Below are 14,727 nucleotides of genomic sequence, written 5' to 3' on the forward strand. Positions count from 1 at the left end.
GACCCTGCATCGTTAGCTCAGCTAATCGTTGTCGCTCTTCGCCCCCAGCGTGGTCTTCTGGACCTGCATCAGGAACTCGACGTTTGACTGCGTGTCCCGGATCTTGTTGGTGAGCAGCTCAAGCGACTGCTGCGTTCCCAGGCCCGAAAGGACACGGCGCAGCTTCCACATGATCTTGACCTCATCCGCGGACAACAGGTTTTCCTCACGGCGGGTGCCGGACGCGTTGACGTCCACGGCCGGGAAGATCCGCTTGTCGGCGAGATCGCGGGAGAGCCGGAGCTCCATGTTGCCGGTGCCCTTGAACTCCTCGAAGATCACTTCGTCCATCTTGGACCCGGTTTCCACCAGAGCAGTTGCCAGGATGGTCAGCGAGCCGCCGTTTTCGATGTTGCGTGCCGCTCCGAAGAACCGCTTCGGCGGGTACAGTGCGGCGGAATCCACGCCACCGGAGAGGATACGTCCCGACGCGGGGGCAGCCAGGTTGTAGGCGCGTCCCAGGCGGGTCATCGAGTCAAGGAGTACGACGACGTCCATCCCCATCTCTACGAGGCGCTTGGCGCGCTCGATGGACAGTTCAGCGACGGTGGTGTGGTCATCGGCGGGCCGATCAAAGGTGGAGGCAATAACCTCTCCCTTGACCGTGCGCTGCATGTCGGTGACTTCCTCGGGACGTTCGTCAACCAGCACCATCATGAGGTGAACCTCGGGATTGTTGATGGTGATGGCGTTGGCGATCGCCTGCAGGATGAGTGTCTTACCGGCCTTGGGTGGGGAGACAATCAGGCCACGCTGGCCCTTTCCGATGGGCGCCACAAGGTCAATGACACGCGGGCCGATCTTCTTGGGCTCGGTTTCCAGACGCAGACGCTCCGACGGGTACAGCGGAACCAGCTTGGCGAAGTCGACGCGGTCCTTGAGCTCTTCAGGGGTCTTGCCGTTGATCGAGGTCAGACGGACCAGCGCGTTGAACTTCTGACGCGCGTTGCTCTGGTTCTCTCCGTCACGCGGTGCGCGGATGGCACCGACCACGGCATCGCCCTTGCGTAGGCCGTACTTCTTGACCTGGGCCAGCGACACGTAGACGTCGTTGGAACCTGGCAGGTATCCGGATGTCCGGACAAACGCGTAGTTCTCGAGCACGTCTAGGATGCCCGCGACCGGCAGCAGTACGTCATCTTCGGTGACCTCAACATCATCCACTTCGGGATTCTGGTTGCGGCTGCGGCGGCGCTCGTTCCGGTCGCGGAAACGGCTGTTGCGGTCGTCTTCGCGGTTGTTGCTGCTGCGGTTTCGGTTTCGGCGATTGCGGCCGCCGTCACTGTCGTTGCCCCGGTTGTCGTTCCCCCGGTTGTCGTTCCCCCGGTTGTCGTTCCGACTGTCGCCCCGGTTATCGTTGCCGCGGTTGTCGCTCCCGCGGTTATCGTTGCCGCCCCGGTCATCGCGGTCATCATCGCGGTTGCCCCGGCGGTTTTCCTGCCGGCTCTCATCCCGGTCCCCGCGTGAGCGGCCGCGCTCGCGGCGCTCGTTTCGCCGCTCCTGACCGTCGTTCTGACCCTCGCCGCGGGATTCGGCGTCCTGCGCGGTGCCCTGTCCCTCGGCATCTTTCTCTGCGCCGGCCTCCGCCTGTGGTTCGGAACGGTCTTCGCCGCGCCGTCCGCCGCGGCGGTTTTCCCTTGCTGGACGCTGTCCGCGGCCGCGCTCCTGGCCCTCAGACTGGGTGTCTGCGGACGCAGTGTCGGCACCTGCATCGGTGCCGGACGCCTCGGGGGCAGCCGTCTCCGGTGCTCCTGCGGTGACGACGCCGTCGCTGCCCGCCCTGCGGTTGCGATTGCGGGTGCGGGACGGACGCTCTGCCGCCTCCGGCGCCTGCCCGGCGGCGGGCGCTGAGCCGTTCTGAACAGACTTTGATTCCTGCGCAGAACTTGAATCCGGCACAGGGTTTGAATCCTGCAGAGAGTTTGAATCCTGCGCGGGCTTCTGTGCCGGCGCTGTTTCGGACTTCTGGCGGTCTGCAACCGCCGACCCCCGCTGATGGTCTGTTATTGCAGATACGAGGTCACCCTTGCGCATCCTCGATCCGCCGGTAATACCGAGCTGTCCGGCAAGCGCCTGCAGCTGGGCAAGCTTCAGCCCGGCAAGTCCGGTGCTCTTGGAAGCTTTTGCGCCGTTGTTTTCAACGGTTTTAGTGTCCACACCTGATGTCAGGTCAGTGGTTTCAGTCACGAAGGATCCTTCCCCCTCGTCGGGCGATCCATCTCTGATGTGGATCGCGTTGGTTAGCCCCGCAGCCAAAGTCAATGTGGGATGGCAGCCGGGGTTCGGTCCGGACGAGTGCTCTCCGGCCGGGCCGAGTGTGCTGGAACCTTGGGGAACCTCAGCGCAGTGGTTGCAGAACGAACCCTGACGCATACGGTTCCTGGGAGGTTACACCTGAGACTGCGCCACTGCTGATAAACATGCAGTTTCACGGCGGTCAAAAGAAATGACGGCCAGTTCAACAGAAGCACACATCTGAATGCGGTCTTACCGCTGGTGCACTTCTACTTTAGCACCTTCCGTGTCCACTTTCAGCCGAAGAACACGCCAGCCGTGCGGTTCATCAGGCGCTGCAGTAAGCTCTTCGATCAGCCGCTCAACGGCGGCGGCCTGCTGCTCTCCGACTGCCAACGTCATCACAGTTGGTCCCGCACCCGAAATCACCGACGCGTAGCCCTGCGCTCTGAGTCCGCGCATCAGCGTTGCACTGGGCATCATGGCCTGCGCACGATAGTCCTGATGCAGGGAATCGCGCGTAGCATCCAGCAGAAACTCCGGCGCAGCTCCAAGTGCATGCACCAACAGGGCCGCCCGGCCCGCGTTCGACGACGCACTGTGGTGGGACACGGAGGCCGGCAGCAGCGCGCGGGCGGCTTCGGTGGACAGCTCGCTCCCGGGTACTGCAACCACGGGAATCACCTCGGGATGCACGCGGACGGTGGTGCTTTGGAAGGCGCGGCCCGTCTCCCACGAAATAGCCATTGAACCCAGCAGCGCGGGCGCCACATTGTCTGGGTGTCCCTCCAGCGTTGAGCACAGCTGCAGCAGCGCCGGGGCGTCCATCCGGTCCGCGGCTGGCAACAGTGAATTGGCCGCAAGGACGGCAGAAACTATTGCGGCCGCAGAGGAGCCGAGTCCGCGGCCATGCGGGATGACGTTCAGTGCCTCGATCTCAAGACCCGGACATGAATACCCGCACCTCTCCAAGGTGCCCAACAAGGTCCTGGCCACCAGATGCGACTCATCGCCGGGCAGTTCGCCGGCTCCCTCGCCGGACACCGTCACCACCGTGGTGCCGCTTGTGGTGGTCCGGACTCTGATGCTGTCGTACAGGGACAGTGCCAGGCCCAGGCTGTCGAAGCCCGGCCCGAGGTTGGCACACGTCGCAGGCACCCGGACGGTGAGCTCCTGTCCAGCTGCAACGAGTGCTGAGGGCGCCATGGTGGCCAGCCCCTCAGTCATCCGACGGCAGGTGGGTGGTGTCGCCGTCCAGGCCAAGCGCTGCGGCGACACTGACGACGTCGAACTCCACCTTGGTGGGCTCAACATCGGAACCGTCCGCGGCCCGGAGTGCCCACTGCGGATCCTTCAGGCCATGGCCGGTCACGGTGATGACGATGGTCTTGCCGGAGGGTGCGTCCCCCGCGGCATGCTTCTTCAGCAGTCCAGCAACACCGGCAGCGGAGGCCGGTTCGACGAAGACGCCTTCTCTTGATGAGAGCCAGCGGTGCGCGGCCAGGATTTCGTCGTCGGTCACGGCTTCGATCAGTCCACCCGACTCATCGCGCGCCGCGATTGCCTGGTCCCACGAGGCCGGATTTCCGATGCGGATGGCGGTTGCGATGGTGTCGGGTTCAGTGACGGGGTAGCCCTTGACCAACGGCGAGGCACCCTCGGCCTGGAAACCCCACATGATCGGCGTCTTGGTGGAAACCGCGGGCAGGTTGCCGGCAGTGGGAGAAGTGTAGGGCTGGGAGTACTCCTGGTAGCCCTTCCAGTAGGCAGTGATGTTGCCCGCGTTGCCGACCGGGAGGAGGTGGTAGTCCGGTGCGTCTCCGAGTGAGTCGACCACTTCAAACGCGGCCGTCTTCTGACCCTCGATCCGTGCAGGGTTGACCGAGTTCACGAGGAATACCGGGTAGGAGTCGGAGAGTTTCCGTGCAACCTCCAGGCAGTTGTCAAAGTTGCCGTGGACCTGCAGCAACTCGGCACCGTGCGCAATCGCCTGGCTGAGCTTACCCATGGAGATCTTGCCCTCCGGCACCAGCACTGCGCAGGTGATCCCGGCCTGGGTGGCGTAGGCAGCCGCGGACGCCGAAGTGTTTCCCGTTGACGCGCAGACCACGGCCTTGGCCCCTTCAGCAACTGCGGCCGTGATGGCCATGGTCATTCCCCGGTCCTTGAAGGATCCGGTGGGGTTCATCCCCTCGACCTTCAAGTACACCTGCGAGCCGGTGAGTTCTGAGAGCGCCTTGGCGTGAACAAGCGGCGTGCCGCCTTCGCCGAGCGTGATCACCTTCGTCGATTCGGAGACAGGCAGACGTTCGGCGTATTCGCGGATGACGCCGCGCCACTGGTGAGCCACTTAGACTCCCTCTACTCGAAGTACGGAGGTCACCGAATTGATGACGTCCAGATCCTGGATGTGCTTGACGGTTGCGGCCAGTGACGACTCCGATGCACGGTGGGTGACAATGCGCAGTTCGGCCGTAGCGTCGCCGCCGTCCACTGCGGGATGGATGGTCTGCCGCATGGTTTCAATGGAGACATTGTGCTCGGCGAACAGCTGGGCAATCCTCGCGAGGACGCCAGGCTGGTCGGCGACGTCCAGGCCGATGTAATAGCTGGTGCTCACGGTGTCAATACTCAGTGCCGGAACGTGCCCGGTGGTGGTCTCGGTGCGTCCCGGGCCGCCCAGCACCATGCGGCGGGCGGCGCTGACGACGTCGCCGAGCACGGCTGAGGCGGTGGGTGTTCCTCCCGCGCCCTGACCGTAGAACATGAGCTCTCCGGCGTTTTCCGCTTCGATGAAGACGGCGTTGAATGCCCCGCGGACGGCTGCGAGCGGGTGGTCCCGGGGCAGGAGTGTGGGGTGGACCCGCACGCTCACGCCGTCGTCGCCGGCTGCGTCCTTCAGCAGTTCAGCGATTGCGAGGAGCTTGATGACATAGCCGGCGTCCTTGGCCGCAGAGATGTCGTCCGACGTGACGGACGTGATGCCCTGGCAGTGGACGTTCTCCAGGGCAAACCGCGTGTGGAAGGACAGGGAGGCAAGGATGGCGGCCTTGGCTGCGGCGTCGTGCCCCTCGATGTCCGCTGTGGGATCCGCCTCCGCGTAGCCCAGACGCTGCGCGTCCTTCAACGCATCGTCAAACTGCGCTCCGGTCGAGTCCATCTGGTCAAGGATGTAGTTGGTGGTGCCATTGACGATGCCAAGGACACGCGTGATGCGATCGCCGGACAGGCTGTCGCGGATAGGCCGGAGAATCGGGATAGCGCCGGCCACGGCTGCTTCATAGGACAGCTGGACGCGCGCGTCATCTGCCTTTTCATACAGGGTTGGCCCGTCCTGCGCCAGGAGCGCCTTATTGCCGCTCACCACTGTGGCACCATGATCGATGGCCCGCAGGATCAGGGTGCGCGCCGGCTCAATGCCGCCCATCAGCTCGATGACAATGTCGGCATCCTCCACAAGGGCCGCCGCATCCACGGTGAACAGCTCCCGCGGAAGGTCCACCTCCCGGGGGGCGTCGAGATTACGCACGGCAATTCCGGTGAGCTCAAGCCGGGCGCCGGTCCGCGCCGCCAGGTTATCCGCGTCCTCCAGCAGGATCCGCGCTACCTGGGACCCAACGTTTCCGCAGCCCAGCAGGGCTACGCGAAGTGGTTTGTGGGGGGCATTCATCAAGTTGATCAGGCTCCTGCTTCCAGGTTGTTGTGGTCCTTGCCGACCTGTTCGCGCTGCACGTCGCGCGCCAGCAGATCATCTTCTGTCTCGCCCCGCACAATCAGCCGTGCGTGACCGTCCTTCACCGCCACTACTGGGGGCCTCGCAACGTAGTTGTAGTTGCTTGCAAGGGCCCAGCAGTACGCGCCGGTGCCGGGCACCGCAATGAGGTCACCCGCCCGCGTATCCGATGGGAGGTAAACGTCCCTCACCACGATGTCACCACTTTCGCAGTGTTTGCCAACCACGCGGGACAGTCCGGGCGCGGCTGTGGATGAACGGGAGGCCAGCACCGCCGAGTAGTCGGCGTCATAAAGCACCGGACGCGCGTTGTCGCTCATGCCGCCGTCCACCGACACATACCGCCTGGGGTGGGTCGCGCCGTCGTCGTTGGCCGCGTCCATCTGCACATTCACCGTCTTGGTTGTGCCCGCCGTATACAGCGTGAAGGTGGTGGAACCCACAATCGCCCGTCCCGGTTCAATCGAGACGCGCGGCACGCGCAGGCCAAGTTCGGAGCAGGCACTGCGTACGACGGCGGCCATCGCCTGCGCTATTTCGGTGGCAGGACGCGGGGTATCAGCTTCGGTGTAGGCGATGCCGTAGCCGCCACCGAGATCCAGTTCGGGGAGCTCAATGCCGTGCCGGTCGCGCACGTCGGCGAGGAAGCCCAGAAGCCGGCGCGCTGCTAGCTCAAACCCGGCAGGCTCGAAGATCTGGGAGCCGATATGGCAATGCACTCCCAGCAGCCGGATGCACGGATGGGCCAGTGCGGCCGCGACCGCCTGCGCGGCGGGCGAACCATCGTCGTGCATGGGTCTTTTCCCGGGCCCGGGGACCGATGCGGAGGCCAGGGAGAGGCCAAACTTCTGGTCCTCGTGTGCGGTGGCAATGAACTCATGCGTGTGCGCGTGAACACCGGGGGTAAGCCGGAGCATAACGTTTGCCGTAGCGCCGCGTGCAGCAGCCAGATCGCCGACCCGCTCCAGTTCCGGGAGGCTGTCCACCACTATCCGGCCAACCTCAAGGTCAAGCGCACGGTTTATTTCGGCATCCGACTTATTGTTGCCGTGCAGACCCAATTGGCGCCCGGTCAGCCCCGCCCGCACGGCCACCGCCAGCTCACCGCCGGAGCAGGTGTCCAGACGGAGTCCTTCCTCCGAGACCCAGTGGGCTATCTCGCTGCAGAGGAAGGCCTTACCCGCGTAGTAAACATCCACTCCCCCGCAGAGGTCCTTGAACGCGGCGTCGAAGGCGTTCTTGAAGGAACGCGCCCGCGCCCGGAAATCCGCTTCAGACACCACAAAAACGGGGGTGCCGAACTGTGCGGCGAGCGCTGATACAGGGACGGAATCGACGGCGAGTTCGCCGCCCTTGGCCCGGGCCACGTCCCTGGCCCAGAGTGCAGGGTTAAGCTCGTTGACGTTGCCCGGATGGCTCAGCCAGCCCGGCGCCAGAGGGGATGCGCTCATCACTACATCCGTTCCGGCGCGGAGACACCCAGCAGTCCAAGCCCATTGGCGAGGACCTGGGTCACTGCATCGTTGAGCCACAGCCTGGTCCGGTTGACGTCCGTCACCGGCTCATCACCTATAGGAGTTACCCGGCACGCGTCATACCAGCGGTGGTAGGCCCCGGCAATGACCTCCAGATGCCGGGCTACCCTGTGCGGCTCACGGAATTTGGCCGACTGGGCAACGACTGAAGGATATGAGCCGAGATGCGCCAACAGCTCGGTATCCGCGGGATGATCGAGCGCGGCGGCAACAAATACCGACCGGTCCACGCCGGTGGATGCTGCATTTCGTGCAACAGCGCAGGTGCGGGCATGGGCATACTGCACGTAGAAGACAGGATTTTCGTTGGTGTTCTTCTTCAGCAGCTCAGGGTCAAGAGACATTGCGGAATCCGCCGGAGATCTGCCCAGCGAATACCGAAGCGCATCTGCTCCGAGCCAGTTCAAGAGGTCCCTGAGTTCAATGATGTTGCCCGCGCGTTTGGACTGCCGGGCGCCGTTGACGGAAACCGTCTGGCCGATCAGCACCTCAATGTTGATTTCCATGTCATCCCCAGCGCACGCGGCGATTGCCTTGAGACGTCCTATGTAGCCGTGGTGGTCAGCTCCGAGCAGGTAGATCTTTTCGGTGAACCCCCTGTCTTTTTTTGACAGGTAGTACGCCGCGTCGGACGCAAAATAGGTTGGTTCGCCGTTGGCCCGGATCAGCACCCTGTCCTTGTCATCGCCAAAGTCGGTGGTCCGGAGCCAGACAGCACCATCCTGGTCAAAGACGTGGCCCTGTCCGCGGAGCCTTTCCACGGCCTGCTCAACGGCACCGCTGCCATGCAGCGCGGATTCGGAGAAGTAGACGTCAAAGTGCACACCGAAATCCGCCAGGGTCTCTTTGATGTCCATCATCTGGGCCTCATAGGCCAGTTCACGAATGATGGGGAGGGCGGCGTCATCGTCCAGGGAACCGATTTCCGGACGGGTCGCCGCCACGGTCCGGCCCAGGTCCGCGACGTACTCGCCGGGATAACCGCCGTCAGGTGTTGGACGGCCCTTGATGGTCGCCAGAACGGAGGCCCCGAAGTTGTTCATCTGGGTACCGGCATCATTGATGTAGTACTCCTTGGTCACCTGGGCACCGCTGGCCAGCAGCACGCGGGCCAGCGAGTCCCCAAGAGCGGCCCAGCGTGTATGGGCGAGGTGAAGTGGACCAGTTGGGTTCGCGGAGACAAACTCCATGTTGATGACATGCCCGGCCAGCGCATCATTGGTCCCGTAGGCGGCCCCCGCCTCGACGACGGACCGCGCCAGTTCACCGGCCGCCGCCGCGTCCAGGGTGATGTTCAGGAATCCCGGACCCGCGATACCTACCGAGGCGACGCCGTCGATCTTCTCCAAACGTCCTTTCAGGACCTCGGCGAATTGGCGGGGATTCATTCCAGCCTTCTTGGACAACTGCAGCGCAATGTTGGTTGCCCAGTCCCCGTGCTCCCTGCTCTTGGGCCGCTCCACGCGTACCTCAGCGGGCAGCTCGACAGCAATGTCACCGGCTGCAACAGCGTCTTTCAGGCAGGAGGAAACAGCGGAGGAGAGTTCTTCTGGAGTCACCCATCCAGCATAACGGCGCTGATCGAATCCACCGGATTCTGTGACGGTCAGCCGCCTGACCCACCAGTCCGCACCAGCTGCTGAAACGAATCGATCACGGTTACGTTGGACATAGACGTACACCGTTTCCCATCCGAGGAGAACTTTTTCCGTGAGCACTAGTCCCCGCCGCTGGGCAGTCACCGGCCTGGCCGCAGTTTCACTTCTGGGCACCGCTGGCTGCGCCGCATCATCGCCGGCTCCGGCCGGTGGGAGCGGGATCACTGGCCCCTATGCCGACGGCACGTACACACAGTCCGGCTCATACCAGACACCCGGCGGCGAGGAAACCATCAATGTCACCCTGACCGTCGAGTCAGACGTAGTCACCGACGCGGTGGCCGAGCCCATGCCCAGCAACCCCACCACTGAGCTGTATCAGGGAAAATTCAGCAGTGGCATCAAGGAACAGATCGTTGGCCGGAACCTTGATGAGCTGGACGTGACAAAAGTCTCGGGATCCTCGCTGACCAGCAGCGGTTTCCGCTCAGCAGTGGACCAGATCAAAGCCGAAGCCGTCCAGTAAGGCGTGGACGCCACCGAGTTCGAGGCCATCGGAACGCACTGGCGTATCGACACGCCCCTTCCCCTGACTCCGCACGCGGGTGCCGCAGTCCTCGCCATCGTGGAGGAGTACGACGCCGTGTACTCGCGTTTCCGCGCCGACTCCCGGATTGCGCAGCTTGCGCCTGGTGGCAGCATCACCCTGCCTGCGCACGGTGATGCGCTCGGGCGGCTGTACCGGACCCTGTACCGGCTCACGGACGGTGCCATGTCACCGCTGGCGGGAACCAGCCTTGAGCAGTTGGGGTACGACGCCGGATATTCCTTTGTGCCCCGCGGCGCGCCAGCCGCGGCACCGGACTGGGACGGCAATCTCGATTGGAACGGCGTGCGGCTGACCGCCCATGCCTCCGTGACACTTGACGTTGGCGCCGCGGGGAAGGGGCAACTCGTGGACCTGGTTTCGGACCTCTTGTGCGCCGCCGGCTATCCGGACCATGTGGTCGATGCCGGCGGCGACATGGTGCACCGCGGGGCTACACCTGCGCAGGTGGCACTTGAACATCCGTATGCGGCTGGTTCGGCGATTGGCGTGGTCGAACTTGGGGGCCGGGCGTTGTGCGCATCTTCGTCCAACCGCAGGAGATGGGCTGACGGACTGCATCATGTGGTGAACGCGGCAACCGGACACTGTGTGGACACGGTGGTGGCAACGTGGGTGCTCGCCGCCGACGCCATGACAGCGGATGGGCTGGCAACTGCGCTGTTTCTCGCAGAGCCTGACACATTGCTGGCAGAATTCAGCTTTGACTACATTCAAGTCTTTTCAGACGGGCATGCCCGTTTTTCATCCCCTCTGGACGGAGCGCTTTTCTAGATGCTGAGCGGCCTTAATACCCATCTTGGGCGTATCACCATGTACCGCCTGGTGTTCATCATGCTGCTGGTGCTCGCAGCCTTCGCCGTCGCCCTCTCGTTTGCCGGCCTACTGGCCTTCAGCCCCGGCGAGCTCGGAGCAAGCCTTGCCGCCGCCGTCGTATCCTCCTGGGTGGGCACCCGGCTGATGGCGCTGGTTTTCCGTACCCGGCCGCACACCGAGTCGTCGCTGATCACAGGGTTGCTGTTGTTCTTCGTGATGTTTCCTTCTTCGGAACCCGCCGGCCTGGCTGCCATCGGGGCCGCGGGGCTCATTGCTTCAGCTTCGAAGTACCTGGTGGCAATTCGTGGCCGGCATGTTTTCAATCCCGCTGCGTTTGGCGCCGTCGTTGTCACGCTGACCGGACTGGGAGCGGCCGCGTGGTGGCCAGCCAACCCGGCGATGCTTCCACTGGTGCTGCTGTTCACGGCGCTGCTGCTGCACAGGAACCAAAAACTCTCGATGGGGGTACTGTTCATTGCGGTCGCCGCCGGAATCCTCACCGTCCGCCTGGCTGCGGGCGGCATGCCGGTGCTGGACGCGCTCGCGCTGGTCTTCCAGTCCTATCCGCTGCTGTTCCTGGTGGGTTTCATGCTGACCGAACCCCTCACCCTTCCGCCGCGGCGGTGGCAGCAACTGCTGGTTGCTGCCGTCGTTGCAATTGTGCTGGCGTTGCAGATCAGCATTCCCCCGGTCTTCCTTGGACCGGAATTCGCATTGGTCATCGGCAATGCGCTGGCGTTCTCTATGGGACAGCGGCGCGGCATCAAGCTGCGGTTCACCGGCGCCCGGAATCTGACGCCCACCAGCACGGAGCTGTTGTTCACCCCGGAGCATCCCGTGAGGTTTCAGCCGGGCCAGTACATGGAATTGACCCTGCCGCATGAGCGGGCCGACATTCGGGGGGTCCGGCGGGTCTTCAGCATCTCATCGGCTCCCGGGGACAAGATTGTGAGCTTTGGCCTCAGACTGTCCGAGCCCTTGAGCTCTTTCAAAACCGCCCTGGTTGCACTGAAACCGGGAACGAGCGTTTCCGCGACCTCCGTCGGCGGAGACTTTGTACTGCCGCCGGGAGGTTCCGTCCCACTTTTCCTGTTTGCAGGCGGCATCGGGGTGACGCCGTTCGTGAGCCAGCTGCGGGCGGGCGCTGCGGAAGGCGGGCGCGACGTCGTGATGGCCTATGTGGTCAGCTCACCGGCGGAGCTGGCGTATGTGGAGGAGCTCTCCACAGTTCGGGTGCTGCTCTTCTGTCCTTCGATGCCGTCGATCACGCTGCCCGCGCAGTGGCAATACATGGGGACCGAGTTTCCCACCGCAGATCAACTTCGGGAGGCCGTACCGGACATCGCGGCGCGGCGGATCCAGGTCTCAGGCTCGCCATCCATGCTTGCCCGCGCCCGGCAGGTCATCCGTTCGGCGGGCGGAAAATCCGTGCACACCGACGCTTTCCTGGGGTACTGACCGGAGCTTCCGCGACGCGTTTTCACTGCAGTCTTCCACCTGCTAAGCTCGGTGAGTCCCTTTTGGTCGCGGCTAATACCGCGCCACGCCCTCGTAGCTCAGGGGATAGAGCGTCTGCCTCCGGAGCAGAAGGCCGTAGGTTCGAATCCTATCGAGGGCACCATCTGCTGACTGGGCGCACACCTTGGACAGCGGGTCCCAGCCCGCAGCGACTGTGGCGTTCCGCAACAGCGGTGGCGTTCCGCAACAGCGGTGGCGTTCCGCAACAGCGGCTCGCTCTGAAACCCCTTTCCCTCCGATTTTCCCGGATTCGGTGACGTGTGCCACAAATGCCTACACTGTTGCTAGATCACTGACGTGCCGGAGTTGGCCGAACCAGTACCTCGGACTGCAAACGTGGGGAGGAGCAATGGAGCGAAGTCCACGCGCCAAACACCCCTTCGAGTTCGGCGCCCTGTTCAGTATTCTCGCCGTGTTCCTCGTGCTGGTGGGAGCCGCCTTCCTCGGTCCGCTGGTTGCCGCACCCACTTTCGAATTCCCTGCCGGCAGCAACATTCTTCCCAGCTTCGAGCCGCCGCCCGAAGCGCCGGAGCCGGCCGAACGCCAGCCCGGCGCGGAGTCGGACTTCAGCGCTCTGCCCGTGCTTCTTGTACTCGTTGCGCTCGCAACAGCCGCCTATCTGCTGATCCGGTATCTGCTGAGCCATCGCTGGCAGGGAGAGGAGCGCAACGATCGGAGCGCCTACTCCAAGAATGAATGGGACCACCCCGAGGTGGTGCGGGAAAACCTGATCCGCCGCCTGAGGGCAGCCGCTGCCGAACTCGATGGCCCCATGGACTCAGCCGATGCCATTCTCAAGTGCTGGCTTGAACTTGAAGACGCCACGAGCTCCGCGGGAGTCCCCCGCCTGAGCCATCAAACGACGTCGGAATACACCACTCACGTGCTGGCCGCTTTCGATGCACCGGCCGCCGATGTCTCCTTCCTCCAGACCATCTACCAACGTGTCCGCTTTGGGGCGCATGACGGGCCGGTCACCGTCAATGATGGTGAAGTTGCCCGCGCACGCGAAGCATTGGAAAGCATCTCCACGTCGATTAGCAGGGCGCTCCCCCACCGGAGCGCACCATGACGATCAGCCACTGGCGCGTTTCAGGAGTGCTGACTTTTTTAGCGGCAGCCCTCGCGTTCATGCTGGGTCTCGACATCAACCATGCCGCGGCACTTATCAGCGGTGCGTTCATCGCGGGCATTGCTAATGGCCTGCTCGAAAGCCTCACGCTCCACCGGTTCCCCAAGGCCGGTCAGCCCATCCGCAACAACGGGCTCTGGGATGTGCAAGCGCTGGAGTTTTCCATCTCGTCTTCGCGGGAGGCAGTCGGTGTCCGGGCGGATTTCCAGCTGCGCCGGTTGGTCAATTCAGTGCTGGCTGCACGTGGTATTGAACCGAAGAAAGCCGGAGGAGCGATGGGCGCCCTGCTGCGCGGCAATTCCGGCGCCACTGTGGGCACCGAGCTGTTTGTTGCTGTGCTTGAAGAACTGAGCGCCATGCTCCGCTCCGATGGGAAGGACTCCAGCGGTTCTCCGTCCCCACACCCAACAAAGGATCACCCGTGAACTCAGCCATGACGCCCGGAACCACTGCCGAACGCTGCAACAGCATTCTTGCGGAGATCGGCACAGCTGTGGTTGGCATGGCGAGACCCTTGAAGCTTGCACTAGCCGCAGTGCTTTCGGGTGGACACGTCCTGTTTGAGGACATGCCCGGGCTGGGCAAGACCCTGGCGGCCAAGAGCATGGCGCAGACCCTCGGTTTGGACTTCCGAAGGCTGCAATGCACGCCGGACCTGCTTCCTTCCGATGTCACCGGCTCCTCGATCTTCGATCCCGCGGAGCGGAGCTTCGAATTCAGGCCCGGTCCGATTTTCACCGGCCTGTTCCTTGCAGATGAAATCAACCGCACCTCTCCAAAGACCCAGTCGGCGCTGCTGGAGGCGATGGCTGAAGGTCAGGTTTCAGTTGAGGGCAGGACCATCCCGCTGCAGCAGCCCTTCCATGTTTTTGCAACGGCCAACCCTATCGAGTTTGAAGGAACGTATCCCCTGCCCGAGGCGCAGCTCGACCGCTTCCTGGTGCGGCTCAGTGTGGGCTACCCCGAAGGCAGCGCCGAGCAGGAAATCATCAGGCGCCGCCTGGAGCGGCACCGCGAATCTGCCTCCCTGCGCGTTGTCGCGGGTCCGCAGGAATTGCTCGATATGCAGGCCGCGGTGGAGGGAGTGGACGTGGATCCCGACATCATCGACTATGCGGTCCGGCTGACCGCAGCCACCAGGAGCCATGACGCGGTTGACGTTGGGGCTTCGCCGCGTGGATCGCAGGGTCTTGTGCTGATGGGGAGAGCCTTGGCTCTCATGGACAACCGCAGCTTTGTGCTCCCGGAGGACGTGAAGTCTGCAGCAGTGCCCGTCCTGGCTCACAGACTGACACTGAGCCCTTCATCTTGGGCGCGCGGCATAAAGGCCGAGGACATCATCGTCCAGGTGATGAACCAGGTGCCAACCCCCACCACGGTTTCCCCGCGTGAGCGCTAAAACGGAACTTCGACCAGGCGGACAGTGGGGAATCGCCGCCATCAGCGCCCTGTTCTGCTTGGTCGTCGGCTTCTTCACGGGCCGGCCGGACGTGGCCGCACTCGCGCTGCCGTTC

The 14,727-nt window shown here is 63.7% G+C and carries 12 protein-coding genes and 1 tRNA gene; 7 read left to right on the forward strand and 6 right to left on the reverse strand.

Features of this window, described 5'->3' with window-relative positions; all coding sequences use genetic code 11:
* Nucleotides 1-21: 21 nt before the first annotated feature.
* The 6 genes from rho to argS form a co-directional block, all read right to left on the reverse strand.
* Nucleotides 22-2,226, reverse strand: coding sequence for a transcription termination factor Rho (gene rho / locus Y708_RS0116530; protein ID WP_028280783.1), 2,205 nt, complete (start codon nt 2,224-2,226; stop codon nt 22-24).
* 300 nt (nt 2,227-2,526) lie between these two features.
* Complete coding sequence (gene thrB / locus Y708_RS0116535; protein WP_028280784.1) at nt 2,527-3,480, reverse strand: homoserine kinase; 954 nt, start codon at nt 3,478-3,480, stop codon at nt 2,527-2,529.
* A 13-nt stretch (nt 3,481-3,493) separates the two neighbouring features.
* The gene (gene thrC, locus Y708_RS0116540) at nt 3,494-4,624 is read right to left on the reverse strand and encodes a threonine synthase (protein WP_028280785.1); all 1,131 of its coding nucleotides are present in this window, start codon (nt 4,622-4,624) and stop codon (nt 3,494-3,496) included.
* The gene (locus tag Y708_RS0116545) at nt 4,625-5,944 is read right to left on the reverse strand and encodes a homoserine dehydrogenase (protein ID WP_035776663.1); all 1,320 of its coding nucleotides are present in this window, start codon (nt 5,942-5,944) and stop codon (nt 4,625-4,627) included.
* 8 nt (nt 5,945-5,952) lie between these two features.
* Complete coding sequence (lysA, locus tag Y708_RS25815) at nt 5,953-7,458, reverse strand: diaminopimelate decarboxylase (RefSeq protein ID WP_051479084.1); 1,506 nt, start codon at nt 7,456-7,458, stop codon at nt 5,953-5,955.
* Nucleotides 7,459-7,460: 2 nt separating this feature from the next.
* On the reverse strand, nt 7,461-9,101 hold the full coding sequence (argS, locus tag Y708_RS0116555; protein WP_028280787.1) for an arginine--tRNA ligase: 1,641 nt from the start codon (nt 9,099-9,101) through the stop codon (nt 7,461-7,463).
* Between the two features lie 151 nt (nt 9,102-9,252).
* Between argS and Y708_RS0116560 the strand changes: the two genes are divergently transcribed.
* The 7 genes from Y708_RS0116560 (at nt 9,253) to Y708_RS25820 (ending at nt 14,612) form a co-directional block, all read left to right on the forward strand.
* Nucleotides 9,253-9,666: an FMN-binding protein gene (locus Y708_RS0116560; protein ID WP_028280788.1), complete on the forward strand. Its 414-nt coding sequence runs from the start codon at nt 9,253-9,255 to the stop codon at nt 9,664-9,666.
* A gap of 3 nt (nt 9,667-9,669) precedes the next feature.
* Nucleotides 9,670-10,521 carry an FAD:protein FMN transferase gene (locus Y708_RS0116565; RefSeq protein ID WP_028280789.1) on the forward strand — a complete coding sequence of 284 codons (852 nt, stop codon included), beginning with the start codon at nt 9,670-9,672 and terminating at the stop codon, nt 10,519-10,521.
* On the forward strand, nt 10,522-12,021 hold the full coding sequence (locus Y708_RS0116570) for an FAD-dependent oxidoreductase (RefSeq protein WP_028280790.1): 1,500 nt from the start codon (nt 10,522-10,524) through the stop codon (nt 12,019-12,021).
* A gap of 87 nt (nt 12,022-12,108) precedes the next feature.
* Nucleotides 12,109-12,184: transfer RNA gene (locus Y708_RS0116575), tRNA-Arg, on the forward strand.
* 246 nt (nt 12,185-12,430) lie between these two features.
* Nucleotides 12,431-13,153, forward strand: coding sequence for a DUF4129 domain-containing protein (locus Y708_RS0116580; protein ID WP_028280791.1), 723 nt, complete (start codon nt 12,431-12,433; stop codon nt 13,151-13,153).
* The gene (locus Y708_RS0116585; protein WP_028280792.1) at nt 13,150-13,638 is read left to right on the forward strand and encodes a hypothetical protein; all 489 of its coding nucleotides are present in this window, start codon (nt 13,150-13,152) and stop codon (nt 13,636-13,638) included. Before Y708_RS0116580 ends, Y708_RS0116585 begins: the two co-directional genes overlap by 4 nt.
* A gap of 8 nt (nt 13,639-13,646) precedes the next feature.
* Complete coding sequence (locus tag Y708_RS25820) at nt 13,647-14,612, forward strand: AAA family ATPase (RefSeq protein WP_035776692.1); 966 nt, start codon at nt 13,647-13,649, stop codon at nt 14,610-14,612.
* Nucleotides 14,613-14,727 lie beyond the last annotated feature (115 nt).

It is taken from the genome of Arthrobacter sp. H5 (assembly GCF_000520595.1).
GTDB lineage: Bacteria > Actinomycetota > Actinomycetes > Actinomycetales > Micrococcaceae > Arthrobacter_D.

Coding starts and splice junctions, on each gene's coding strand:
- Y708_RS0116585 (WP_028280792.1), top strand. CDS start 13,150: ATGACGATCAGCCACTGGCGCGTTTCAGGAGTGCTGACTTTTTTAGCG.
- thrB (WP_028280784.1), bottom strand. CDS start 3,480: ATGGCGCCCTCAGCACTCGTTGCAGCTGGACAGGAGCTCACCGTCCGG.
- Y708_RS0116570 (WP_028280790.1), top strand. CDS start 10,522: ATGCTGAGCGGCCTTAATACCCATCTTGGGCGTATCACCATGTACCGC.
- lysA (WP_051479084.1), bottom strand. CDS start 7,458: ATGAGCGCATCCCCTCTGGCGCCGGGCTGGCTGAGCCATCCGGGCAAC.
- Y708_RS0116545 (WP_035776663.1), bottom strand. CDS start 5,944: ATGAATGCCCCCCACAAACCACTTCGCGTAGCCCTGCTGGGCTGCGGA.
- Y708_RS0116580 (WP_028280791.1), top strand. CDS start 12,431: ATGGAGCGAAGTCCACGCGCCAAACACCCCTTCGAGTTCGGCGCCCTG.
- Y708_RS25820 (WP_035776692.1), top strand. CDS start 13,647: ATGACGCCCGGAACCACTGCCGAACGCTGCAACAGCATTCTTGCGGAG.